Origin of the sequence: Oceanococcus sp. HetDA_MAG_MS8 (assembly GCA_019192445.1) — a bacterium.
Taxonomy (GTDB): Bacteria; Pseudomonadota; Gammaproteobacteria; order Nevskiales; family Oceanococcaceae; genus MS8.
The window spans coordinates 74,723-97,652 of record JAHCMK010000010.1 but is presented as its reverse complement, the minus strand read 5'-3'; the positions used below and the strand labels follow the sequence as shown (position 1 = coordinate 97,652).

The window sequence follows — 22,930 nt, the reverse complement described above, 5'->3', positions numbered from 1 at the left end:
CGCGCATCACCAGTTCTAAATATGTGCAGACACCACGCGGCACTTACTCCCTGAAGCATTTCTTCCCCAGCCAGCTCCAAACAGCGGAAGGGGTTAACGCCTCTGGCGCCTCGGTTAAAGCTTTGATTCGGCGGCTTGTGGATGCCGAGCCCGCAGAAGCTCCGCTCAGAGACGTGGATATTGCCGACATTCTGGCGCGCCGCGGAATTTCTATTGCGCGGCGAACCATTGCCAAGTATCGCGAAGCCCTCGGCATTCGCTCATCCAAAGAACGTATGGCTGCGCGGAAAATGCACGCTCGCCCAGCCCCTCATAACCGCAGCCTGGGAAGCTCTCAGGCGGGTTGTCGACCTGCCGCCTAAGAGGGTGAACTGATGACGATAAGAACGATTCTAGTCGACGACCATGCCGATTTTCGGCGCCTGGCACAGGTGCTGTTGTCCGAATTAGACGAGGTAGAACTGATTGCCATGGGTGGTGACGGCGAAGAAGCCGTACGCCTATGTGAAGAGCATCGCCCAGACCTGCTTTTGTGTGACATCGCCATGCCCCGCATGGGAGGTGTACAGGCAACGCGTTTGATCAAGGCCCAGGACGACGCTCCGGTGGTGGCCCTGGTGAGTATTTACGGCGATGCCGAGCACCGCTCACACGCGATCAAGGCTGGGGCTGAGCACTTCATTAATAAGGTGGATTTTCTGCCGGCTGTCGCCGACCTGGTGCACACCATGGCTGGAGGCACCCATGTCTGAATCACGGATTGTCGTCATTGACCAAGATGAAGACCGGGCCCGCGAAATCGGTGCAATTCTCCACTTTCTGGACTTCACGCCCTGCGTATTTGAGGATCTCGCTGCTGCCCAGGCCAGCGATATTCGGCCGCGTGACGCACTCGCGGTTGTTCTGGGTCAACTGCCCCTGGGGGGCAGTCATGATTTTGCGCAGTGGTGGACCTCTGACCCTAAGCACGCGCCGGCTTTGCTTTTGCCGGAGTACGGTGAGGATACGCTGAGCTTTGATCCCACGGATGTGTGGCAGCTGGCCTACCCAGTTCAGCAATCCCAACTCACGGAAATTTTGCGGCGTATCAGCATCCGCCACCTCCACGCACAAAGCGGGACTGATGCTCCTGCACTTGGTCCTAGTGGTGAAACACCTGCCATCCGCCGCGTGCGTCACATGATTGAACAGGTAGCGGGTTATGACACTTCGGTATTAATAACCGGCGAGTCAGGCACGGGTAAAGAAGTCGTGGCGCGGGCTATTCATGCTCAGTCATCCCGCAACTCCTTGCCTTTTGTGGCAGTGAACTGCGGCGCAATCCCGGCGGAGCTGCTGGAAAGCGAGCTTTTCGGCCATGAAAAAGGCGCTTTCACCGGGGCCATCAGTACCCGTCAAGGGCGCTTTGAACTAGCCGAAGGCGGAACCCTCTTTCTGGACGAAATAGGCGACATGAGTTTGCCCATGCAGGTGAAACTGCTGCGGGTGTTGCAGGAGCGTAGCTTCGAGCGGGTTGGGAGTAACCAAACCCGCCACTGTGATGTGCGTATTGTTGCGGCCACCCATCGTGATCTCGAGGAGCGCATTGCCGAGGGCAAATTCCGCGAAGATTTGTACTACCGCTTGAATGTGTTCCCCATCGAAATGCCCGCCTTGCGTGAACGCGCAGCAGACCTCCCTGAACTCATCCAGGAGTTTCGCGAGCTGCTCGAGGATAAAGGCCGAGGCGGCGTGGAATTGGCGCCGGATACCATTGCGTGCCTGCAGGAATACTTCTGGCCGGGCAATGTTCGCGAGCTATCCAATCTGATAGAACGATTGGCGGTGTTGCATCCTAATCAGACCGTGAGCATGGATATGTTGCCGGAACGTTATCGGCACCGTGCTCGAGAAGGGGCCGGCGCCTTAATCAGGCCCATGGAGGCCGGCGCCGAGCAGTTGCCTGAAGAGGGTTTAGACCTGCGCGAACATATTCGGCAGATCGAAAGTCGGTTGATCGAACAGGCTTTGGATGCCAGTGATGGCGTCGTTGCTCATGCGGCCAACCTGCTCAAGCTGCGCCGAACCACGCTGGTTGAAAAGCTCCGCAAGTACCAAATTCATCGTCCGCAAAGTGCTCAGGCGCACGGATGAGCAGGTGTCGTTAAGTTGGCACAGCAAGTCATGTGCCGTGGCACAGATTCCGCATAGAGGCAGTTTGCTATGAGTATGCAAGGTGTAGATGGTGTTCTAACCCAGCTGCGAGCCCTTCAGGCACGCAGCGGTGAGATTGCGCCGGCCGCTGATAAGTCCACGGACTCGTCTGAGTCCGTGGATTTTCAGGCGGCGTTGAGCGACGCCTTGAACGCGGTGAACGATAAACAGTCGGAGGCCAAGGATCTCAGCACCGCCTTTGTGCAGGGTAATCCCGATGTGGAGGTTGCGGATGTGATGTTGGCCCTAAATAAAGCCAGCGTATCTTTCAAGACCTTGGCTGAGGTTCGTAATCGCTTGGTGTCTGCTTACCAAGACATCATGAATATGCCGGTCTAAGGTCGGCGTAGATCACGATGGCTGCTGCCGATACCGCTCCCACGCCCGCACCCACGCTGGCGCAGAATTTACGCCGCGTCCTGGGGCACCCGGGTACGCGCCAAATTCTGAGCTTGGTGGGTATTGCGCTTGCCATTGCCATCGGCATCACCATGTGGTTTTGGTCGCAAACTCCGGGGCTGGCCCCGCTGTTTAGCGGGTTGACCACAGCCGATGAAATGAGCGTGGCACAGGCCCTGGAGAGCCGCGGCGTACGCTATGAAACGGCAGCAAATGGCACGGTCCTGGTTCCTTCAGCGCAAGTCCATGAGTTACGTCTGGCTATGGCTGCGGAGGGCTTACCAAGAGCGGCCGGTGTTGGTTTCGAGTCTATGCAGGATACTGGCGCCCTGGGCTCTAGCCCATTTATGGAGAACGCCCGCTACCAGCATGCCTTAGAGACCGAGCTCGCACGTACCATTGCTAACATGCAGTCCATTCGTTCGGCGCGTGTTCATTTGGCAACGCCGCGTCGCAGCGCTTTTGTCCGTAGCGAGCAAAAGGCTTCGGCTGCAGTGATGTTATCTCTGTACCCAGGGCGCGAGCTGGACGGTGGTCAGGTTGCCGCCATTGTCCACTTGGTGTCATCCAGTGTTCCGGCATTGAGCGATGATCGGGTGAGCGTGGTGGATCAACGCGGCACCTTATTGAGCCGTCCAACGACTGCCGCGGGGCAGGGTATGGACACCGAGCAGCTGGCCTATCAGGACCGCCTCGAGCAGCGGTACGTGCAGCGTATCCTGCAGTTGCTGCAGCCCTTAGCCGGGCCGGGCAATGTCAGCGCTCAGGTGACCGTGGATTTGGATCTGTCCCGCTCAGAACAAACCCGCGAGGTTTATGACCCTCAGTCACGGACCATTCGTTCCGAACAGACAATGGAGGAGCGCGGTGGTGGCTCCGCCACGGGTGGTGTTCCGGGGGCACTCAGCAACCGCCCGCCTGAAGAAGTGGTGGCAGCAGAGCCAGACTCTGCAGCTCCAGAGATGCGCTCACTGCAGGCCACACGGAATTACGAAATTAATCGTGTGGTGGAGCAGACCTGGCGCCAGCCCGGACAGATTCGGCGTATTAGTGCTGCCGTAGTGGTTGATCACCTACCCACTGGGGAAGAGGGTGTGCGCGATGCGCTGGACGCGGAAAAGATGGAACGAATCGAGGCCTTGGTTCGTGAGGCTATCGGGTTTTCCGCGGAGCGTGGTGATTCCGTCAACGTACAGAATCTGCGCTTCCAGGCTCCAGAGCTCGACCCCGTTGCTGATGTGCCTCTCTGGGAAGATCCCATGGTGTGGGATTTAGGCCGGCAGCTTCTAGGATTATTGGTTCTGTTGTTCGTCGCCTTCCGACTGTTCAAGCCGGCGATTGCAACGGTGCTCAAAACCGCGGACCAACCCGCTTTAGGACGCTCGACGGGAACGACCCTCGCGGTGGAAAACTCTGAAGCACTCCCAGCGCCGGCAGGAGCGCCTGGAGCGCAGGGCGCAGCGCCCAATGCCCTGACCCAAGCGCAAGTTGCCGCCCAGCTTGGTGTGGGTCCGCAGACTGGAGCGGATGGCCAAAATGTTGCTGCCCAGCAAGGCGAGTTCATGGACCCCAATGCCATCACTCCAGGAATGATGTTTGAAGATAAATTGGGCTCCGTGCGCCAGGCCGTGACGCAGGACCCGGCCAAGGTGGCCCAAGTCGTCAAAGGGTGGTTAGCCAGTGAGTGAGGTTCAAGTCCCCGAAATATCTGGGCCCGAGCGAGCCGCAATCTTATTGCTGTCCTTGGGTGAAGAGCCTGCGGCCAGCGTCCTCAAGCATCTGGATGCTAAAGAGGTCCAGAAGCTTGGCAGCGCGATGGCGAGCATGACCGCGGTGACCCGAGAGAAAGCCGAGGCCGTTATCCAAACCTTTGTGAAGGACTGGGGCGAGCAGACCTCTTTGGGCGTGGGCTCGGATGAATACATCAAGAATATGCTGGTATCGGCCCTGGGCGAAGACAAGGCCGGCCGAATCATTGACCGTATTCTCATCGGGAAGAACGCCAAGGGGCTGGAGTCCTTGAAGTGGATGGATGCCAGAGGCATCGCGGACCTGATTCGCGGCGAGCATCCGCAAATTATTGCGATTGTGTTGTCCTATTTGGATCCGGACCAATCGGCTGAAGTTTTGCCTTTGCTGCCTGCCCGGGACAGGGCCGATGTTGTTATGCGGATTGCCTCCTTGGATGGCATACAGGCCCGGGCCTTGATGGAACTGGACGAGATTATTGAGCGTCAGTTCAATGGCAGTTCGGGGTCCAAAGCCTCTAGCGTGGGTGGGCTGAAGTCGGCCGCGAGTATTCTGAACGAGCTGGATACTGCCTCTGAGCAGGCTCTGATGGAGCTAATTCGGGAGAAGGATGAGGGCTTGAGCGAACGCATCGAAGAGTTAATGTTCGTCTTCGACAATCTGAATGAGATGGACGATCGCTCCATGCAAACGCTATTGCGTGAGATCAATAACGATCTTCTGGTGGTTGCATTGCGCGGGGCATCCGAAGGCTTACAAGAGAAATTCTTCCGCAACATGTCCTCCAGAGCGGCTGAAATGCTGCGCGATGATATGGAAGCCAAAGGACCAGTGAAGCTGGCCGAAGTCGATGCTGCGCAGAAAGAAATTCTCGCGGCCGCCAAGCGCTTGGCTGATGCTGGGGATATTTCCCTGGGCGGAAGCAGCGATGAGATGGTCTGAGCATGTCATTCTCAGGTAATGACAATCGCTCTGACGCTATTTGGCATGGAGTCGAGGCGCAGCCCTGGACTCTTCCCGATTTGGATCAGGCTGCTGAAAAAGAGCAGAGCAAAGAGCCCGAAGGACCCAAGCCGCCAACCGCTGCTGAAATTGAGGCCATTTGTGAGCAAGCCCGCCAGGCTGGCTATAACGAGGGTCGTGAAGCTGGTCTACGCGATGCGCAGCAGGACCTGGACAGCTTAAGGTTGATCGCAGCACAGATGGTGCGCCCCCTGGCAGAGCTGGACACCGAAGTTGAGCGCTCTTTAGTCAATCTTGCTCTGACATTGGCACGACGAATGGTGGGTCAGGTCGTGGAGGCCGAGGCCGAGACTCTCAGGCAGCTGGTGCACCGAGTCGTCAGTCATCTGGGAAGTCTGGAAGCGCCGGTGGACATCCAGTTGCATCCGCAGGATCACGCACGACTTTTGCAGGTTCAAAATCTCGACCCTCTGTGGCGTTTGCACCCTAATGCGGATTTACAGCCTGCAGATGTCATCGTAACTCAGGATGATGCCCAAATTGATGGGCGTTTGAGTCAGCGCGTGGAGCGCCTCGCCGCAGATATGCTCGATGGACAGTAATCCGGCTCGAGAGCGGCGCAACGCCCGTTTTGCCGATGGCATTGCGGCGCGTGGAGCCCGTACTGGTATGTCCAGTGGTTTGGTCACTGCGGGTACCTTGACCCGGGTTGTGGGACTGACTCTGGAAGCGCGCGGATGTCCGGTCGCTTTGGGCACCTCCTGTGAACTGGACACGGGTCATGGTTCCCCCGTTGATGCCGAGGTGGTCGGATTCGAAGCCGATAAAATCTATTTGATGCCCCGCGGTGCGACAGCTCACTTGCAGCCTGGCGCCCGTGTGACACCTGCGGCAAGACGCGCTGAGGTGCCTCAAGGTCAGGGCTTGCTGGGGCGGGTTCTCAATGCGGACGGGCATCCTCTGGATCAGTTAGGACGTCTGCGTGGCATTCGCCATGGTCAGCTCCGTGTACCACCTATTAACCCCTTGCTGCGAGCGCCGGTGGATCAGCCACTGGATGTGGGCGTGCGCAGCATCAACGCCGTACTCAGTTTGGCCCGCGGACAGCGTATTGGCCTCTTCGCTGGTGCCGGTGTGGGCAAGAGTAGCTTGCTGGGCATGATGACCCGACATACCTCGGCGGAGGTCACTGTGGTTGCGCTTATCGGTGAGCGCGGCCGTGAAGTACAGGAGTTCGTGCAGCATACCTTGGGGGAGGAAGGCCTGAAGAATGCCGTGGTTGTGGCCGCTCCTGCCGATTCGCCTCCGCTCACTCGTGTTCGCGCCGCCTATATGGCCACTGCTATTGCCGAGGGTTTTCGCGACGATGGGGCTCAGGTATTGCTGCTTATGGACTCGCTCACCCGTTTCGCTCAGGCGCAACGGGAAATTGGCTTGGCTGTAGGTGAACCACCGACAACACGCGGTTACCCCCCTTCAGTGTTCACACACCTACCACAGCTCATTGAACGCGCCGGTAACGCTGAATCTGGGCGTGGTTCAATCAGCGCCATATATACCGTTTTGGTCGAAGGCGACGATTTGAACGACCCGGTTGGTGATCATGCCCGCGCCATTCTGGATGGGCACATTGTGTTGTCTCGCGATCTCGCAGACGCCGGCATGTATCCGGCCATTGATGTGGAAAAGTCGGTGAGCCGCTTGGCGAACGTTGTTCAGACCCCGGAGCAACAACATGACGCGCGGGAGCTGCGCGCTCTGATATCTGCTTGGCGCAGAAATCAGGAGCTTATCGCTATTGGTGCTTATAAGGCCGGGTCCGACCAGCGCACTGACCGGGCTTTGGCGCATCTGCAGTCCATTGAGGACTTTTTACGCCAAGGGCCGACTGAGGCTTGCAGCCTGCAGCAAGCGCGTTCTGAGCTCCACGCATTGGTCAGTAGCGTCATGGACCACGACTTGCAGCCCACTGCCTAAGCATTGCAGCGAAGGATTGGGACGGTGAACAAAAGAACCTTAAGGGCGCTGACGCATCTGCGCGAGCAAGAGCGTCAGGCCGCACAGCAGGTCTGGCAGCAAGGGCAAGATCGCTTATCTCGGATGCAGCAGCTGCAAACACAATTGCACCAAGCCCAACAAACTATGCAGACCAGCGGTGCGATTGACCCTGCGACGCTGCGTATGCGGCAACAGTTTGGGGCGCGCTTAGACTTTGCCCTACGCAGTGGACGATCCCAGTTAAAGGCGCAGGATCAGATTACGGAAGAGCAACGCGAAGCACTCCGGCACCGACATCAGCAAACCCTCATCGCACGTAAGCTCACGGCACGTGAGCAAACACTGCGAGCGGCGCAGCAGCTGCGTAGCGAGGAGCGCCAACTCGACGACTTCAGCAGTGCTCGCCATGGACGCTTTGCTTAACACTACAGGCGCCAAGCTGGAGGTAGGAGCGGGGGCGAAGGCGCGCAGCTCCGCTGCAAAGCTTGGCGAAGAATCTGCGGGCTTGGAAACGGACACTTTTGGTGCTCTGCTCCAAGCAGATGTCCAGAGCCAACAAGCCCAGGTCCCAACATCCCAGGCTCAAGTATCGAATGACCAGGGACAACCCGTGGATGCTGAGCAAGCATTGCCCGAATCGGTCACCCCTTCACCCGTATCCGCTTCAGTGCAGAGGGGCGCCGTCGACACAGGCGAGGCCATGCCAATGGCAACCAAGCTGCTGACTCAGGATGGGCGCCGAGACATCGACATTCCAGCTCAGGTGTCACGGGTAAAACCAAACTTGGAGGTGCCAAGGCCTGCTGTGTCTGGCAAAACAGCAGCGACACCGCATGCTAGTGACTTGGTCGACCCCCAAGCACTCCCCAGCGCCGAGCCCCCCGCGGCCAACACACCGCACATAAAACAAGCAGAGGGAGCAACCCCTCCTCTGAGCTCAGCCTTAAGTGCATCTACCCTCGCTCCCAAGTCTGCATCGCAGTCTCAGCCGTCTTTACTGAGCCCGCCAATCGAGAATGCCCCAAGTCGGGGTGTGCAGCCTGCTTTAGGCGCCGGACAGCCTGGCGAGGTGGACTTAGCTGAGACACGAGCGCAGGCGGATGCAGCATTACCCGTGGCGCGGAACGGTTTGCAAGGACGCTCTGCAGGCCATCAAGAGCTAGCTGCAGCAATCGAAAAGCCGACCTTATTGGCGGGCCAGACGCAAGCACTTGGGGCAGGGCCTGCGTCACAGGCTCAGCGAGCTTCGACAGAGCGAGTAGTGGAAGCTGTCACCAAGAGTGGATTAGCTGGAGCGAGAGCCAGTGGTCCAGTCGATTCAACTACAGCAGTCGCCAGTCCCATGCTGACTGCAAAACAGGTTGGCTCCGTAGAAGGCAGAGCGATGAATCCGCCGAGCCTGCAAGATTTGGCGCTCCAAGCCAGCCAATTGACCGCACCATCGGCAGCATCAGCGGCGGGGCAAGCGGCGCTGAGTCACGGCCACGGTTCCGGCGAAATCTCATCACAGAAGACCGCCAAAGCCGTTATGGGGTTTGCGTCACAGGAAGTGCCAGATGCAGTGATGCCCAAAACAATTGCTGCGGCTGAGTTGGGACAACAAGCAAGCGCTGACCCTGGGGTTTTGGACATGTCTTTGGGCCCAGCCTTCGAGCCTCATCTCAGCGGGATTTCGATCACTGAGTCATCACCGAATGGAGTACTTACGCCTATTGGCCCACTAAGCACTGCACCCACATCATCGGTAGCTATGCTGGGGTTATCTGCCCCACTGACTGGTCTGAGTGCTCAGACCACCATCAACATGCAGGATGCGAACTGGCCGGCGCAGCTGGGCCAGGAGCTTGTTCAGCTCCGGCAAGCGGGCGAACAAGCGCTCAAAGTTGTTTTGGCCCCGGAGCATCTGGGGCATATGGAACTAGAGCTGCGGCAACTCAGTGACGGTAGCTTGGAATTACGAATGCAGGCCGAAAATTCTTCCGCACGAGATTTGTTATTGGCGCAAAGTTCTGAGCTGCGTGAGAAGCTGCACAACCAGGGAATGAGTTTGAGTCACTTTAGCTGCAGTAGCCAAGAGCAGCGGGACAGTACGCGACGCCAAGAATCCGGCGAAGGACAAGGCCTTGCTGAGGCAGCGTCGGACGGCGCCGACAAAGATACGTCGCCAGCAGGGCATATCGCAGCCGTTTCTAGCGCGGGATTACACCTCTACGCCTGATATCAGCGGGCTTTGACTGGATGAACATTTGCGGCGGCACAACACTTGCCGCCCGCGGATGTACTTCATGGGAATTGCTCCAGTGGCTGATAAGGACACCGAAACACAGGCGGCTGCAAAGCCTAAGAAGTCCCGCAAGGGCCTGTTTATTTTATTAGCGCTGCTGTTGTTGCTCGGTGGCGGGGGCGCCGCCGCCTACAAATTTCTGGTTTTGGATAAGCAGGTTGCGGAGGAAGGCGCGCTGGATGGCGCGGAGGAGACGCCAGCCAAACTGGCTCCCCATTACATTGAGCTGCGCCCGGCCTTTGTGTCTAACCTTTCTGATAGCGACGTGCTGCGCTTCGTACAAGCCGAAGTCGACCTCATGACACGCGATCCTGAGGTGCCGATGAAGGTGGAAGAGCATATGCCGGCCATCCGTCATGCGCTTCTCTTGACATTGACTTCACGCCGCTTCGCCGATCTTTTGACGCAACAAGGCAAAGACCAGACGTTGCAAGACATGCGTCAAGACATCAACAAACTACTCCTAGACCGCACTGGAATCGCAGAGCCCATAGAAGAGGTGTACTTCACCAGTTTGGTGGTTCAATAAGATGAGCCACGACCTGCTCAGTCAGGACGAGATCGACGCCCTCCTTGATGGTGTCGACACCGGTGAGGTCGAGACCGAAGAGGAAACCGACACGGAGGGTGTGCGGACTTTCCATTTTGGTGGTCAGGACCGAATTGTTCGCGGCCGCTTGCCCAGCCTGGAAATGGTTGGGGAAAGGTTTGCCCGCCAGTTTCGCGTCACCTTATTCAATATTTTAAGGCGCAACCCAGAGATTAGCTTTGCGGGTCTGGAGTCGATGAAATACAGCGATTACATGCATCGCTTGTATGTACCGACCAACCTCAACCTGTTTCGCGCCAAGCCACTGCGCGGGACGGCTCTGCTGTTGATGGAGCCAAAGCTGGTGTTTGGGGTTGTAGATCGCTTCTTTGGAGGTGACGGCCGTTTTAACACGCGCATTGAAGGCCGCGAGTTTACGGCCACGGAAATGCGGGTTATCCGGATCTTGGTAGACGCAGCCTTCGAAGATCTCAAAGAAGCGTGGCGGCCCATCATGCCCTTGGATCTGGAGTACATCCAATCTGAGCTTAATCCTCACCTCGCTACTATTGTTAGCCCCTCCGAAATTGTTGTGGTCTCGCGCTTCACCATCGATCTGGATGGCACCAGTGGTGAGCTACACATCACTTTGCCCTACGGCATGATCGAGCCCATTCGGGAGCAGCTTTCTCACGGCATTCAGTCGGATCGTACCGATAGAGACCAGCGCTGGGACGACAACCTACGCTCTCACGTGCGTGAGTCAGAGGTGGAGCTGCGCGGTGTGCTCGCTGAGCCACGCATCACAATTGCCGACCTGCTCAGCCTTACTGAGGACGACATCATTCCCATCAAGTGGCCGCCCGAGGTGGAAATACGGGTCGAGAATCAGACCCGCTTTAAAGGGCAGTTTGGCGTATCAGCGGGGCATAACGCTGTGCTGATTCAGCAGGTTATTAGTCCCGAGCCTAGTCCGCCGCAGTTTGGGGAAACGGAGTAAATCATGAGTGAAGAGCAAACAGACGCTGATATGGACATGGCGGCTGCCATGGCTGAGCAAGCCGAATTTGAGAAAAAGCAGCAAGAGCAGGCCGCACAAGCAGGTGATGCAGAGCAGGGTGTTGCGGACCAGTCCTATGAGCCTCCGGAATTGCACGCAGGCCAGAGTGGTGCCCCCAGCGGCACGACGGTGGATGGGAAGAACCTGAAGCTGGACCTGATTCTGGACGTCCCTATCACCCTATCCATGGAAGTGGGTCGCTCCCGTGTGCCTATTCGCAATTTGCTGCAACTCAACCCAGGTTCAGTCGTTGAGTTGGATCGTGTGGCTGGTCAACCCTTGGATGTCTTCGTCAATGGGACTTTGATTGCCCACGGTGAAGTGGTTGTTGTGAATGAAAAGTTTGGTGTTCGCCTACTGGATGTGGTGAGCCCGGCAGAGCGCATTCGCAAGCTGCAGGAAGGCTAAGAGCATGTCCACGGTCACGCCCATGCTCAGCATGCTCCTGGTCTTATTCGGTCTATTGGCTGCGTTTTGGGTGTTAACCCGAGGGCTGGCTCGCATGCCGGCACTGCAAAAGCTATTACCGAAAGCATCAGGGCGGATTCTGACCAGCGTTGCTGTGGGCCCGCGAGAGCGAGTGGTGGTCGTTGATCTTGGTGGTGAGGCTTTGGCATTGGGGGTGGCGCCTGGTCGTGTGCAGTTACTCACCAAATTGGATGCGCAGACGGCGAAGGCGCTCACCAGCTCTGCACACGCACCGGCCTCATCGCCGAGAAGAAATGCAAGCTCATGATCCGCTTGTGCCTCTTGGTTCTGCTGCTTATTCCGAGTCTGTCCTGGGCACAAGAAGCGACCGGGCTGCCGGCAGTCCAGTTCCAGGCAGGGCCCGACGGCGGAGGAACGTATTCTTTGTCTATCCAGCTTTTGCTGGTGATGACCGCGCTTACTCTGTTGCCAGCCGTCATACTCATGACCACGGCCTTTACAAGAATCATTGTGGTGCTGGGCTTGTTAAGGCATGCCCTCGGCACGGGGCAAACGCCTTCTAATCAAATTCTGCTGGGCTTGGCTTTGATGTTGGCCATGTTCGTCATGCGCCCGGTTTTGGAACAGGTGTATGCCGAGGCTTGGGAGCCTTATGCGGCCGGAAGTTTGAGCCCAGCTGAGGCTTTGAATACCGCTTTGCAGCCCATGCGCGGTTTTATGTTGGCGCAAACGCGCGAAACCAGCCTGCAAAGTTTGGCGGAGATGGCTGGTGATGGTCCTTATGCCAGTGTGGATGAGGTCCCTATTGCTGTTCTACTACCCGCCTTTGTGCTCAGTGAATTGACCACCGCTTTTCAGATCGGGTTCATGCTCTTTGTGCCCTTTGTCGTCATCGACTTGGTCGTGGCATCGGTATTGATGTCTATGGGCATGATGATGCTGTCGCCGATGCTGATTTCTTTGCCGCTCAAGATCATGTTGTTTGTCTTGGTCGATGGCTGGACCCTACTGATGGGGTCTTTGGCAGCGAGTTTCCAATGACCAGCGCCGACGTGATCGATCTACTCCGTCAGGCTATGACGCTGACCTTTTTGGTGTCGGCGCCCATGTTGCTCGTTGCCTTGGGAGTGGGGCTTGTTGTTGGCTTATTCCAGGCGGCAACTCAGGTCAACGAAATGACCTTGTCCTTTATTCCTAAGCTTCTGGCCATGGGTGCGGTCATGCTTTTGGCCGGAGGCTGGATGCTTGAGCATTTGGTGGACTTCACTCGTCGGTTAATGCTGAGCTTCCCGCAAATCGTTGGTGGCTAGGCCATGGAAGGCGGCCTCATTCTGAGCATGCCCCTGCTGCAAGAGGGCCTATGGGTCAGCTTAAGGGTCGGTGGCATGTGGATGGTCATGCCGGTATTTGGCAGCGCGGTGCTGCCGAACCGCATTCGCTTGTTGTTGGTCATTGCAACCGCGGCTTTGGTCTGGGTGGCGCTCGGCGATGGCCTGAGCATGCCGGCTATGGATGGTCCGCAATTCTGGATGGCTGCACTGTCTGAGCTGGCCATCGGTATGTTGCTTGGCTTTGTACTGCGTTTGGTGTTTGAAGCCATGCTGCTGGGTGCAGAGTTGATGAGCCTGGCGATGGGGTTGGGCTTTGCGCAACTTAATGATCCCTTGCGCGGCACCTCCGCGCCGGTGTTGGGTCAACTCTTCAGCGTCTTTACCACCTTGGTCTTTCTAAGCCTCAATGGCCATGTGTACATGCTTCAGTGGCTTCTTTGGAGTTATGAGACGCCGAGCCCAGGTTTGGCTTTCTGGCTCAATGACGGCATTTTGCAATGGTCAGGCTGGATGTTTATTCATGCATTACAAGTCGCTCTTCCGGCCTTGTTCGCCTTGCTGTTGGTCAATCTTGGATTTGGTGTCATTAGCCGTTCGGCGCCGAGTTTGAATTTGCTCGCCGTTGGCTTCCCGGCGGCATTGCTCTTAGGCTTGGGCCTGCTAGTGATCCTGGCACCGGTACTGGTGGAAAAAGTACAAGTCGGCCTGGAGGCTGGCTACATGCTTATTGCCGATCTACTGAGCTAGACCAATGGCAGAGGACAGTAGCGCCCAAAAAACAGAAGAACCGACTCCCAAACGAATCCGTGAAACTCGGGAAAAAGGGCAGGTAGCGCGTTCTAGGGAGGCTGGGACCTTGATGGTTACCTTGGCCTCGGTGATTGCCATGGTCGGGACCGGAGCGGCGACCATAGACAATATCCGCAATGACTTACGTCAGGCTCTTATCTTCGAAGCTCAAGAGGTTGCGGGCGCGGATCTGCTACACATCCTGGGGCATACCTTGTTGCAGGGCCTCGGCTGGATGGTGCCCTTGCTTATCGCCTCGATTCTCGGAGCCTTGGCCGGTAGTTTGCTGCTAGGTGGTTGGAACTTTTCCACCAAGGCCTGGGTGCCAGATTTGAAGCGATTGAACCCCTTAAGTGGATTCAAACGCATGGTCTCTGTGCAAGGGCTGTCTGAGCTGCTCAAGGGTTTGGCGAAGTTTGTATTGCTGGGCTGTTTGCTGGCGGCAATCCTTTACCTGTATCGGCAAGAGCTGCTGAATCTAGGGCGCTTGGCCTGGCCACAAGCGCCGAAGCTGGGCGCTCATGTGGTGATTGTGGCCCTGGGAAGTCTGTGTGCGGGGTTGTTGATCATCGCCGCGATTGATGCTCCCTTCCAGGCCTGGCATTACCACAAGCGCTTAAAAATGACCCTGCAAGAGGTCAAGGACGAACGCAAAGAAAGTGAGGGCAGACCAGAGATCAAGCAACGGGTACGCCAGCTACAGCATCAAATGAGCCAGCGTCGTTTGCAGGAGCGCGTACCACAGGCGGATGTGGTTGTGAGTAACCCTATGCATTTCTCGGTTGCCCTGAAGTATGACGCGGACGAAATGGCTGCCCCCCAACTGATTGCCAAGGGGCGCGGCCCAGATGCGCAGCTTATTCGGCAGATTGCGGCAGACAATGGGATTCCTCGGGTCGAGGCCCCTCCCTTAGCACGCGCCTTGTACCGTTTTGTGGAGGTAGATCAAAGCGTGCCTCAGGCTTTGTATTTAGCGGTTGCGCAGATCCTCAGCTACGTCTATCAGTTGCGTCGTAGCACCGCCGGTCAGGCCCCGCCCGTTCCGCAGCCACCTATTCCGGAGGGTTGGACCTGGGATCCAGTAGACGATGTAAGCAGCGAGGAAGAGTAGTTTCTGCTTCGCTAGGCAATACCCCAGTAATCCCACAGGGCGGGCAGCGTGCAGGGCCAAACGCTTTAGCATCATCGATGCTGCTAACCGTTGGCGAGGAGCAGGCTTCCATGGCATTGCAATTGCAAAACAGCCATATCTCTGACGCGCAGGATGGAAGTAGGGGTTCATGGAAGCACGGGTACCAACTTGGAGTTCGGCCCTACAGACCTTAGCCCGCGGGGAGCTTGGCGCACCGCTACTGTTGCTACTCATCATCGGCATGATGGTGATCCCAATGGCGCCGTGGCTACTGGACCTGTTGTTCAGTTTCAACATCGCCTTGTCGGTAGCGATTCTGTTGGCCGTGATCTACGCCATGCGCCCCCTTGAGCTGTCCGCCTTCCCGACGGTGCTTCTGGTTGTCACCCTGCTGCGGCTGGCTTTGAACGTGGCCAGTACGCGTGTGGTCTTGCTCAACGGGCATGCCGGCGAGGGCGCTGTTGGCCGTGTGATCGAAGCCTTCGGTTCCTTCGTTATTGGCGGCAATTACGCAGTTGGCCTAGTGGTCTTTGTGATTTTGACCATCATTAACTTTGTAGTGGTCACGAAGGGGGCCGAGCGCATATCTGAAGTGAGTGCCCGCTTCACCCTCGATGCGATGCCCGGCAAGCAGATGGCTATTGACGCTGACTTGGGTGCCGGTTTGATGGGGCCAGACGAAGCGCGGGTCAAGCGGGCAGAAGTGGCACAGGAGGCAGACTTCTACGGATCCATGGATGGTGCCAGCAAGTTTGTCCGAGGGGACGCCATTGCCGGCCTGCTGATCTTATTTATTAACCTCATTGGTGGTCTCCTCATTGGCACCTTGCAGCATGACCTGCCGGTGGGTGAGGCCGCTGAGACCTACAGTCTGTTGACCATTGGCGACGGTCTGGTGGCACAAATCCCGGCGCTATTGCTATCCATTGCGGTGGCCATTCTCGTCACCCGGATGAGCTCCTCGCAGAACATGAGCCAAACGGTGATGGCGCAGCTATTCGCGACACCGCAAGCTCTTCTGGTTACCGCGGGGATCTTGGGCTTTATTGGCATTATCCCGGGGATGCCGAATCTGCCCTTTTTGATTCTGGCATCAACCATGGGCGGCGCTGCCTATCTGCTTCGGCAAAAGGCTCAGCGTAAGGAGCAGCAGGCCCTGGCCGAAGAGCAAGCCGAGGCTGCAAAACCACAAGCCCCAGCAGAACTGGGTTGGAAAGATGTTCCCCTGGATGAGCCTCTGGTGCTAGAGCTGGGCTACCGACTGATCAGCTTAGTGGATGAAAGCCAGGGCGGAAGCCTTCTGGGACGCGTGAAGGGTGTGCGTAAGAAACTGACCCAAGAGCTGGGTTTCCTGATTCCCGCTGTGCATATTCGTGACGATCTGGAACTTCGTCCCTCGGCCTACCGCATTCGCGTTTATGGCACCACTGCGGCCCAGGGGGAGCTAAGACCGGGAATGGAGTTGGCCATGGCCGGAGGCTCCACAACGGGAAGCCTACCTGGAACGCCAGTGAAAGATCCCGTATTCGGATTAGAGGCCTGGTGGATTCTGCCGGATCAGCATGATCGGGCCATGGCACAAGGTTATACCGTGGTGGATGGGCCCACCATCATCGCCACCCATATGTCGCAGGTGATGTCCGCCCAAGCGGCCGACTTACTGGGTCATGAAGAGGTGGAGCGGTTGATTGCTCGCGTGGCTGAGCACGCGCCGAAGTTGGTAGAGGCCCTCACGCCCAAGCCGCTTTCAACGGCAGTCCTGGTTCGGGTGCTACGTAACTTGCTCTCTGAAGGCGTACCTATTCGCAATATGCGCACCATCGCCGAGTCGTTAGCGGGCCTTGCCACGCATAGCCAGGATCCCGACGCTCTCACAGCCCAACTCAGAATCGATCTAGGGCGCCAGATTACCCAGCAAATTGTGGGTCCAGAGAATGAGCTGCCGGTACTGACTTTAGATGCAGGTCTGGAGCGAACCCTGAGCGATGCGGTGCAAAACAATGCCTTGGATCCGGGGCTGATGAACTCCTTACAAGAGCGATTGCAGCGCGAGGCCCAGCAATTGCAAGCCCAGGCTCAGCCGGTGGTCCTGTTGGTCCAAAGCGCCTTACGCAAGCTACTCGCACGCTTGCTACGGAGCGCGGTCCCCGGATTGCAGGTGCTGGCCTACGACGAGATTCCGGATAACCAGAGATTGCGCGTGGTGAACACCCTATGAAAATCAAACGCTTTGAAGCGCCGGACATGCGGGCGGCCCTACGCCAGGTTCAGCATGAACTCGGGGCGGAAGCGGTGATTCTGTCGACCCAAAACCTGGGTGATCAGGTCTGCGTAATCGCCGCACTCGATTACGACGCCGCCTTACTGGCGCCAGCGCAGGAACCGCCGCCACGGGCGAAGAGTCCGGAGCCAGAGCGTGGGCCAGCCGATGCAGGTGCTACTCCGTATCGCTTAGCCATGGCCTCGCAGCAGACTTCTCCCCAAGCGGATCCGGCGGCATCATCGAGTACACCCGATTCCGACCATCGAGTGGCGAGTATCGAGCAGGAGCTCTCTAGATTGCGCGAGCTGCTGGTCGATCGCCTGCCGCAGCAGGGCCAGGGCCAAGGCGGCATGACGGAAAACAATGTCTTGCATCGCATTGGCTTGGAGCCCGGTTTGGTGACCCGGTTGCAAACTGAGTTACAGATGTTGGGCGTCGAAGAGAATGAGAAATCCTTGTGTGCGAGTGTGGTGCGGCGGCTTCAGCGTCGCCTGACCGATCAAGAGTCTCACCACATCGCTTTAATTGGTCCGACCGGGGCGGGTAAAACAACCACGGCTGCAAAGATCGCTGCTCGTCATCTCATGCGTTTCCCACAAGCGCGCTTGCGTTTGGTCTGTACCGATACTTATCGCATTGGAGGCCGGGAGCAATTACAAAGTTTCGCCAGGCTCTTAGGGGCACAGGTTGAAGTCATCGATGATTTCGATCGATTGCGCGCCGTGGTCGCCGAAACCCATGCTCCCGACCTGCTGATTATCGATACCCCTGGTATCGGTCCACGCGATCATGAGCTTGCGCAGCAACTGCCCTTACTCACGCAGATTCCAGGCTTGTGCACTTTGCTGTGTTTGCAGGCCTCAACTCACCCTCTGGAGAGTCGCAGGGTGCTTCAACGCTACTCCACAGCGCAGCCAGCTGGGCTGATTCTTACGAAGCTGGACGAAACCCATTTATGGGGTCCAGCGATTTCCCTGGTGGTTGAACAGGAGTTGCCAGTGTATTGGATGACGGATGGGCAGCGGGTCCCACAGGACCTGCATCGTTGGAACGCGGCCACCATCATCGGACATGCGGTAGCGGCCGCCACGCCGGACGACAATTCGGGCCAGGATACGGAGGTTCACAATGCTTGTGCCTAAAGGCGCGGCTCATCAAGCCCAAGAATTGGTTGGCGTGCGCCAGAAGTCCTCGCGCGCTCGGGTGATTGCGGTAGCCAGTGGTAAGGGCGGGGTGGGAAAAACCACTTTGTCCATCAACTTGTCCACGGCTTTACAGATGAAGGGGCAGCGCGTACTGCTCTTTGACGCCGACTTTGGCTTGGCCAACGTGGATGTATTGCTGGGCTTACACCCGCGCTTGCATCTGGGCCATGTGCTGGAAGGTAAGGCCAGGCTCATTGATACCGTAGTCGAGACCAAAAGTGGACTTCGCATTGTGCCGTCACCCTCTGGCCAGCGCCGTATGGCCGAGATGAGTGATGCCATGCGTACTGGCCTTATTCACGGATTCTCAGAGTTCGCTGGTGAAGTGGACTGTCTGGTTATCGACACCGCCGCGGGTATCACTGGCAATGTTTTGGCTTTAGCTCAGGCGGCCCATTCTGTGCTCGTTGTAGTTTGTGATGAGCCCGCGGCAATCACCGATGCTTACGCCCTCATTAAGGTGTTATCGACCGAATACCGGGTCCGTAATTTTGAGGTGGTTGCGAATCAAACCCGCTCCGTAGCCGAGGGGCAGTTACTCTTCGAAAAGTTGCAGCGGGTGACAGATCGCTTCTTAGATGTGTGTTTGCATTACGCGGGTTACGTTCCCTTTGATGAGCAAATCCGCGCGGCGATCCAGCAGCAACGCACGCTGGTGGACTGGCAGCCGGGAACCCCAGCCGCTCGCGCCATTCATCAACTTGCTGAAAAGGTCTTGAAGTGGCCGCTGCCCGATGCGCCTAGAGGCCATATTGAGTTCTTTGTGGAAAGCCTGGCTCAGGTGGACCCTCGCGCCATGGTGGGAGCAGCCTAATGGTGGCGGTGGCTTGGGAAACTGCGCCCGCACAAGACCCGGCCGAACTAGCGCGCATTCATGCGCCCTTAGTACGGCGTATTGCTCTGCATTTAGCGGCAAGGCTTCCTGCGGGAGTTGAACTGGATGACTTACTCCAGTCCGGAATGTGTGGGCTGCTAGAAGCGGCGCAAAGCTATCAGGCCGACTCCCAAGCCAGTTTTGAAACTTTTGCTGGTTACCGCATTCGTGGTGCCATGCTGGATGAACTGCGCCGAGGCGATTGGTCGCCCCGCTCAGTGCATCGACAATCGCGTCGTCTTGCCCAGGCTCGGCAGCAGCTGGAGCAGTCCTTAGGCCGTCCGCCAAGCATTCGTGAAGTGGCCGAAGCCTTAGAGATGAGTCAGGCCGAAGTGCAACAGCTAGAGTCTGATGGGCAGCGCTGTCAGCTACTCGCTTTAGATGCCGAGCCCGAGGACGAGATGGGCTCCAGCCAAACGCGCCATTTACGCAGTAGTGAGGCTGGCCCTGACCAACTCATTACTGAAATGCAAAGTAAACAGCAGCTAGCGGAAGGTATCCGCCAGCTGCCTGAACGCGACCAATTGGTGCTCTCGCTGTATTACCGGGAAGAGCTCCATCAGCGTGAAATTGCCGAGGTCCTCAGCGTGACGGAATCTCGCGTCAGTCAGCTTCATTCCCGTGCTCTCAAGCGTTTACGTGAAATATTGCAGGTTGAATCCTCGCCAGGTTCTGGGCCTAGGCGAGGTCCAGCAACCACATCTACGGAGGTTAGTTATTCATGAGTCCTGATACCCGCATCCTCGTAGTCGACGACTTCCCCACCATGCGTCGCATTGTGCGTAACTTACTGGGGGAGTTGGGCTACACCAAAATTTCTGAGGCCGACGATGGGCAGACGGCCCTGCCTATGCTCAAAACTGGCGATTTCGACTTTTTGGTCACCGATTGGAACATGCCCGGTATGACCGGCATCGATTTGCTCAAGGCTGTTCGGGCCGATGAAAAGCTTGCCAAGTTGCCGGTGCTGATGGTCACCGCCGAGGCGAGTAAAGAGCAGATTGTTGAGGCTGCGCAAGCCGGCGTGTCTGGCTACATCATCAAGCCCTTCACAGCGGCCACCTTGGCCGAAAAACTCGAGCGGATCTCTGCTCGTATGCAGGCAGCGGCTTAAATCATGGCGCGCACGGAGGCGGCGCAGAGTCGTCGGGAATCGGAGGCACCGACAGCGGAACAACGCGAGGGAATACTGGTGCAAGGATTGGCGCAACTGGCCTCTCATCTGGCTCAGGAGCTGCAGGGCCTGGATAATGATGGACGACTTCGACGAGCCGTCGCCGACCTTCCAGATGCACGCAGCCGACTTCAGGCTGTCGCTGAGATCTCGGAGCAAGCGGCTCACCGGACTTTAGATCTGGTGGAAGAGGCGCAGGTCGAGGTGCGGGCGCTTAAACAACACGCCGACCCTGAGGTGCAGGCCGGTGCTCAGCGCCTTGCCACAGTGTGCGTATCTCTGGCTGAAGCCCAGGGTTTCCAGGATTTATCCGGTCAGATCATCTCGCGTGTGCATGGCATTTTGGAAACCATGCAGGGCGGGTTGGAAACGCTCATGGAACGGGCAGGTGTGGCCATGCCCCAGGACGGCGATGCAAGCCCGGCACCAAAATTGGCCGGTCCGCAGGTGGCGGGTTTACAGACCAAAAATACAGCGTCGCAAGATGATGCGGATTCCCTCTTGGATGACTTAGGAATTTAAGCCATGGATCAAGAGCTGCTACAGGACTTTCTGACCGAGTCGGTTGAGCTTACTGAGAGCTTAGGCCCGTCTTTGATGGACCTTGCTGAAGCCGACGGTGATCCTGGAGCAATTCACGCCCTGTTTCGTAGCTTCCACACGCTCAAAGGCGGTGCTGGCTTCTTAGGTTTGGACGCCATCGTGAACTTATGTCACGTGGCCGAGGACCTATGCAGTGCCTTGCGTGCCCCTGAGGTATCCCCCATACCGGAAGATATTGATGTTCTCAGTGAGTCCATCGACGTACTCGAGGCGCAAATGGGGGCCTTGCGTGCCGGAAGCGAGATACCTGTAGCTTCAGAAGCTTTGTTACAGAGCCTGCGGCAGGCCTCTGCGGGCGTTGCCCAGCGTAAATCCGGTGACACGGCTGATCAGCCAGCTGCGCAGGCCCCAGCCGAGCCTAGCGCCGCAACGGCATCGGCACAGCCGGAATCAGAGTCCGCCCAGCGCACGCCTCTGGACGACGATCTCGAAGCAATTCTGGACCAAGTCCATGGCATCTCTGAGGCGCCGCCGACGCAGGCCCCAGCAGCTGCACAGCCTCCAGAAGCTGAGCAGCCTTCGGCAGCCGCCAAGGGCTCAGCGGATGATGAGCTCGACTTTGAGGCGCTGCTGGACGCCGCTCATGGAATTGATTCGGCCCCAGCAACATCTGCTGATCCCTCCGACAAGCCCCAACCCCAGCAGGCGGCTCAGCCGAGTCCTCCGCCAGTATTGCAGAGCGAACCCGACACCAAGCCGGCGCCAACCTTGTTGGAGACCGAGGCCCCAAGCAAGCCGCGCGCTGCCAGCGCTACTCCGCCGGTGGCGCCGCCACCGGTTGAAACCTCCATACGGGTCGACACCAAACGCCTGGATGCGGTCATGGATTTGGTAGGGGAACTGGTTTTGGTACGCAATGCACTACTGGTGCAAAGCGATAGGAGCAGTCAAAAAGCGATTACGACTCTGGATCGGGTCACAGCCGATCTGCAAACAGCGGTGATGCGCATTCGGATGCAACCGCTCACCAAGATGTACTCGCGCTTGCCACGCATGGTGCGTGACTTGGCGAGAAATCTTGGTAAGCAGATTGAGCTAGAGCTGGAAGGCGCGGAAACCGAACTCGATAAAAACGTGGTTGAGGCCTTGTCCGACCCGATGATTCATTTGGTCCGCAATGCCGTGGATCATGGCATCGAAGACCCTGAGCATCGCAAAGCCGCAGGGAAGCCGCCACATGGGACGGTACGGCTGCGGTCACGTGCGCAGGGGGATCATGTCGTAATCACCCTGCAGGATGATGGCGCTGGTATGGACCCTAACAAGTTGCGGGCAAGAGCTATCGAACGCGGGCTGCTCACAGGGGAGCAAGCCGCTGCCCTGGATACCCAGGCCTGTTTACAGCTTATCTTCGCACCTGGCTTTTCCACCCGCGAAACTATCTCTGATGTCTCCGGGCGTGGTGTAGGCATGGATGTAGTGCGCACTAAGATCGAGGAGATGGGCGGTGAGGTGAATTTGAGTTCAGAGGTCGGCGAAGGCTCGGTCATCGAGCTACGCTTACCCCTGACTTTGGCCATTCTGGCTACCCTGATGGTGTCTGTAGGGCGCCGAGTATTCTCGCTGCCTCTATCGGCGGTTGAGGATGTGCGCCGTCTCAGCCCGAATAGTCTCACCGTATTGGATGGGCGGCAGGTCATGCTGGTCGATGATGAGCCCCTGCCGGTCTTTGATCTCAGTTTGTGGGTTCCCAGCGAAGCGGAGCATAGTCGTAGTCACGGCCATGGCATCGTGATGCGCTCTGGAGCCCAGCGCTATGCGGTAATCGGCGCTCGCGTCATGGGCAGAGAAGAGGTCGTGATTAAGGCCTTGGACACCAGTCTGTCGGATGCTGTGTGCTTCTCTGGCGCAACGGTAACAGGTGATGGGCGCATCGCATTGGTCGTCGACCCTGGCGGGTTGCTTAAAGGTGGACCCAGGCGTCCCCCACATAGCATGGCCGCCTAGCGGGAGCG

The 22,930-nt window shown here is 57.7% G+C and carries 25 protein-coding genes; all 25 read left to right on the top strand.

The annotated features are described in order from the left end of the window. The coding region (locus KI787_14575) for a hypothetical protein (GenBank protein MBV6631178.1) at positions 1 to 362 on the top strand (362 nt) is incomplete at its 5' end. 12 nt (positions 363 to 374) lie between these two features. Further along, on the top strand, positions 375 to 752 hold the full coding sequence (locus tag KI787_14570) for a response regulator transcription factor (protein MBV6631177.1): 378 nt from the start codon (positions 375 to 377) through the stop codon (positions 750 to 752). Then, positions 745 to 2,133 carry a sigma-54-dependent Fis family transcriptional regulator gene (locus KI787_14565; GenBank protein ID MBV6631176.1) on the top strand — a complete coding sequence of 463 codons (1,389 nt, stop codon included), beginning with the start codon at positions 745 to 747 and terminating at the stop codon, positions 2,131 to 2,133. Before KI787_14570 ends, KI787_14565 begins: the two co-directional genes overlap by 8 nt. 69 nt (positions 2,134 to 2,202) lie before the next feature. Further along, positions 2,203 to 2,532, top strand: coding sequence for a flagellar hook-basal body complex protein FliE (fliE, locus tag KI787_14560; GenBank protein ID MBV6631175.1), 330 nt, complete (start codon positions 2,203 to 2,205; stop codon positions 2,530 to 2,532). 17 nt (positions 2,533 to 2,549) lie between these two features. Continuing rightward, complete coding sequence (fliF, locus tag KI787_14555) at positions 2,550 to 4,280, top strand: flagellar M-ring protein FliF (protein MBV6631174.1); 1,731 nt, start codon at positions 2,550 to 2,552, stop codon at positions 4,278 to 4,280. After that, positions 4,273 to 5,283 (top strand): flagellar motor switch protein FliG, encoded by a 1,011-nt coding sequence (gene fliG / locus KI787_14550; GenBank protein MBV6631173.1) that lies wholly within the window; start codon positions 4,273 to 4,275, stop codon positions 5,281 to 5,283. Before fliF ends, fliG begins: the two co-directional genes overlap by 8 nt. A gap of 2 nt (positions 5,284 to 5,285) precedes the next feature. Further along, positions 5,286 to 5,906 carry a hypothetical protein gene (locus KI787_14545; protein MBV6631172.1) on the top strand — a complete coding sequence of 207 codons (621 nt, stop codon included), beginning with the start codon at positions 5,286 to 5,288 and terminating at the stop codon, positions 5,904 to 5,906. Beyond that, complete coding sequence (locus KI787_14540) at positions 5,896 to 7,281, top strand: FliI/YscN family ATPase (protein ID MBV6631171.1); 1,386 nt, start codon at positions 5,896 to 5,898, stop codon at positions 7,279 to 7,281. The genes KI787_14545 and KI787_14540 overlap by 11 nt, the downstream gene beginning before the upstream one ends. 24 nt (positions 7,282 to 7,305) lie before the next feature. Continuing rightward, positions 7,306 to 7,725: a flagellar FliJ family protein gene (locus tag KI787_14535; GenBank protein ID MBV6631170.1), complete on the top strand. Its 420-nt coding sequence runs from the start codon at positions 7,306 to 7,308 to the stop codon at positions 7,723 to 7,725. 919 nt (positions 7,726 to 8,644) lie between these two features. Beyond that, positions 8,645 to 9,520, top strand: a complete 876-nt coding sequence (locus KI787_14530; protein ID MBV6631169.1) for a flagellar hook-length control protein FliK — start codon at positions 8,645 to 8,647, stop codon at positions 9,518 to 9,520. Positions 9,521 to 9,587: 67 nt separating this feature from the next. After that, on the top strand, positions 9,588 to 10,115 hold the full coding sequence (locus KI787_14525; protein MBV6631168.1) for a flagellar basal body-associated FliL family protein: 528 nt from the start codon (positions 9,588 to 9,590) through the stop codon (positions 10,113 to 10,115). A 1-nt stretch (position 10,116) separates the two neighbouring features. Beyond that, positions 10,117 to 11,115 (top strand): flagellar motor switch protein FliM, encoded by a 999-nt coding sequence (gene fliM, locus KI787_14520; protein ID MBV6631167.1) that lies wholly within the window; start codon positions 10,117 to 10,119, stop codon positions 11,113 to 11,115. Positions 11,116 to 11,118: 3 nt separating this feature from the next. Continuing rightward, the gene (fliN, locus tag KI787_14515; protein MBV6631166.1) at positions 11,119 to 11,583 is read left to right on the top strand and encodes a flagellar motor switch protein FliN; all 465 of its coding nucleotides are present in this window, start codon (positions 11,119 to 11,121) and stop codon (positions 11,581 to 11,583) included. A 4-nt stretch (positions 11,584 to 11,587) separates the two neighbouring features. Further along, entirely contained in the window at positions 11,588 to 11,911 is a 324-nt protein-coding gene (locus KI787_14510; protein MBV6631165.1) for a flagellar biosynthetic protein FliO, read from the top strand. Then, positions 11,908 to 12,645 (top strand): flagellar type III secretion system pore protein FliP, encoded by a 738-nt coding sequence (fliP, locus tag KI787_14505; protein MBV6631164.1) that lies wholly within the window; start codon positions 11,908 to 11,910, stop codon positions 12,643 to 12,645. Before KI787_14510 ends, fliP begins: the two co-directional genes overlap by 4 nt. Further along, entirely contained in the window at positions 12,642 to 12,914 is a 273-nt protein-coding gene (gene fliQ / locus KI787_14500) for a flagellar biosynthesis protein FliQ (GenBank protein MBV6631163.1), read from the top strand. The genes fliP and fliQ overlap by 4 nt, the downstream gene beginning before the upstream one ends. 3 nt (positions 12,915 to 12,917) lie before the next feature. Further along, complete coding sequence (fliR, locus tag KI787_14495; protein MBV6631162.1) at positions 12,918 to 13,682, top strand: flagellar biosynthetic protein FliR; 765 nt, start codon at positions 12,918 to 12,920, stop codon at positions 13,680 to 13,682. Between the two features lie 4 nt (positions 13,683 to 13,686). Continuing rightward, positions 13,687 to 14,835, top strand: coding sequence for a flagellar biosynthesis protein FlhB (gene flhB, locus KI787_14490; protein MBV6631161.1), 1,149 nt, complete (start codon positions 13,687 to 13,689; stop codon positions 14,833 to 14,835). Between the two features lie 169 nt (positions 14,836 to 15,004). Continuing rightward, a complete protein-coding gene (gene flhA, locus KI787_14485; GenBank protein MBV6631160.1) occupies positions 15,005 to 17,074 on the top strand; it encodes a flagellar biosynthesis protein FlhA in 2,070 nt (689 codons plus the stop codon). Continuing rightward, complete coding sequence (flhF, locus tag KI787_14480; GenBank protein MBV6631159.1) at positions 17,071 to 18,261, top strand: flagellar biosynthesis protein FlhF; 1,191 nt, start codon at positions 17,071 to 17,073, stop codon at positions 18,259 to 18,261. The genes flhA and flhF overlap by 4 nt, the downstream gene beginning before the upstream one ends. Further along, positions 18,248 to 19,138, top strand: coding sequence for a MinD/ParA family protein (locus tag KI787_14475; protein MBV6631158.1), 891 nt, complete (start codon positions 18,248 to 18,250; stop codon positions 19,136 to 19,138). Before flhF ends, KI787_14475 begins: the two co-directional genes overlap by 14 nt. Further along, entirely contained in the window at positions 19,138 to 19,923 is a 786-nt protein-coding gene (locus KI787_14470) for an RNA polymerase sigma factor FliA (protein MBV6631157.1), read from the top strand. Before KI787_14475 ends, KI787_14470 begins: the two co-directional genes overlap by 1 nt. Further along, on the top strand, positions 19,920 to 20,312 hold the full coding sequence (locus KI787_14465; GenBank protein MBV6631156.1) for a chemotaxis response regulator CheY: 393 nt from the start codon (positions 19,920 to 19,922) through the stop codon (positions 20,310 to 20,312). The genes KI787_14470 and KI787_14465 overlap by 4 nt, the downstream gene beginning before the upstream one ends. Positions 20,313 to 20,315: 3 nt before the next feature. Next, positions 20,316 to 20,894, top strand: a complete 579-nt coding sequence (locus KI787_14460) for a protein phosphatase CheZ (protein ID MBV6631155.1) — start codon at positions 20,316 to 20,318, stop codon at positions 20,892 to 20,894. A 3-nt stretch (positions 20,895 to 20,897) separates the two neighbouring features. Beyond that, on the top strand, positions 20,898 to 22,922 hold the full coding sequence (locus tag KI787_14455; protein ID MBV6631154.1) for a chemotaxis protein CheA: 2,025 nt from the start codon (positions 20,898 to 20,900) through the stop codon (positions 22,920 to 22,922). Positions 22,923 to 22,930: the final 8 nt, after the last annotated feature.

Coding starts and splice junctions, on each gene's coding strand:
- fliF (MBV6631174.1), top strand. CDS start 2,550: ATGGCTGCTGCCGATACCGCTCCCACGCCCGCACCCACGCTGGCGCAG.
- KI787_14475 (MBV6631158.1), top strand. CDS start 18,248: ATGCTTGTGCCTAAAGGCGCGGCTCATCAAGCCCAAGAATTGGTTGGC.
- flhB (MBV6631161.1), top strand. CDS start 13,687: ATGGCAGAGGACAGTAGCGCCCAAAAAACAGAAGAACCGACTCCCAAA.
- fliE (MBV6631175.1), top strand. CDS start 2,203: ATGAGTATGCAAGGTGTAGATGGTGTTCTAACCCAGCTGCGAGCCCTT.
- fliQ (MBV6631163.1), top strand. CDS start 12,642: ATGACCAGCGCCGACGTGATCGATCTACTCCGTCAGGCTATGACGCTG.
- fliM (MBV6631167.1), top strand. CDS start 10,117: ATGAGCCACGACCTGCTCAGTCAGGACGAGATCGACGCCCTCCTTGAT.
- KI787_14465 (MBV6631156.1), top strand. CDS start 19,920: ATGAGTCCTGATACCCGCATCCTCGTAGTCGACGACTTCCCCACCATG.
- KI787_14525 (MBV6631168.1), top strand. CDS start 9,588: ATGGGAATTGCTCCAGTGGCTGATAAGGACACCGAAACACAGGCGGCT.
- fliR (MBV6631162.1), top strand. CDS start 12,918: ATGGAAGGCGGCCTCATTCTGAGCATGCCCCTGCTGCAAGAGGGCCTA.
- KI787_14570 (MBV6631177.1), top strand. CDS start 375: ATGACGATAAGAACGATTCTAGTCGACGACCATGCCGATTTTCGGCGC.
- fliP (MBV6631164.1), top strand. CDS start 11,908: ATGATCCGCTTGTGCCTCTTGGTTCTGCTGCTTATTCCGAGTCTGTCC.
- flhF (MBV6631159.1), top strand. CDS start 17,071: ATGAAAATCAAACGCTTTGAAGCGCCGGACATGCGGGCGGCCCTACGC.
- fliN (MBV6631166.1), top strand. CDS start 11,119: ATGAGTGAAGAGCAAACAGACGCTGATATGGACATGGCGGCTGCCATG.
- KI787_14460 (MBV6631155.1), top strand. CDS start 20,316: ATGGCGCGCACGGAGGCGGCGCAGAGTCGTCGGGAATCGGAGGCACCG.
- KI787_14455 (MBV6631154.1), top strand. CDS start 20,898: ATGGATCAAGAGCTGCTACAGGACTTTCTGACCGAGTCGGTTGAGCTT.
- KI787_14470 (MBV6631157.1), top strand. CDS start 19,138: ATGGTGGCGGTGGCTTGGGAAACTGCGCCCGCACAAGACCCGGCCGAA.
- KI787_14545 (MBV6631172.1), top strand. CDS start 5,286: ATGTCATTCTCAGGTAATGACAATCGCTCTGACGCTATTTGGCATGGA.
- flhA (MBV6631160.1), top strand. CDS start 15,005: ATGGAAGCACGGGTACCAACTTGGAGTTCGGCCCTACAGACCTTAGCC.
- KI787_14565 (MBV6631176.1), top strand. CDS start 745: ATGTCTGAATCACGGATTGTCGTCATTGACCAAGATGAAGACCGGGCC.
- KI787_14530 (MBV6631169.1), top strand. CDS start 8,645: ATGCTGACTGCAAAACAGGTTGGCTCCGTAGAAGGCAGAGCGATGAAT.
- KI787_14540 (MBV6631171.1), top strand. CDS start 5,896: ATGGACAGTAATCCGGCTCGAGAGCGGCGCAACGCCCGTTTTGCCGAT.
- KI787_14510 (MBV6631165.1), top strand. CDS start 11,588: ATGTCCACGGTCACGCCCATGCTCAGCATGCTCCTGGTCTTATTCGGT.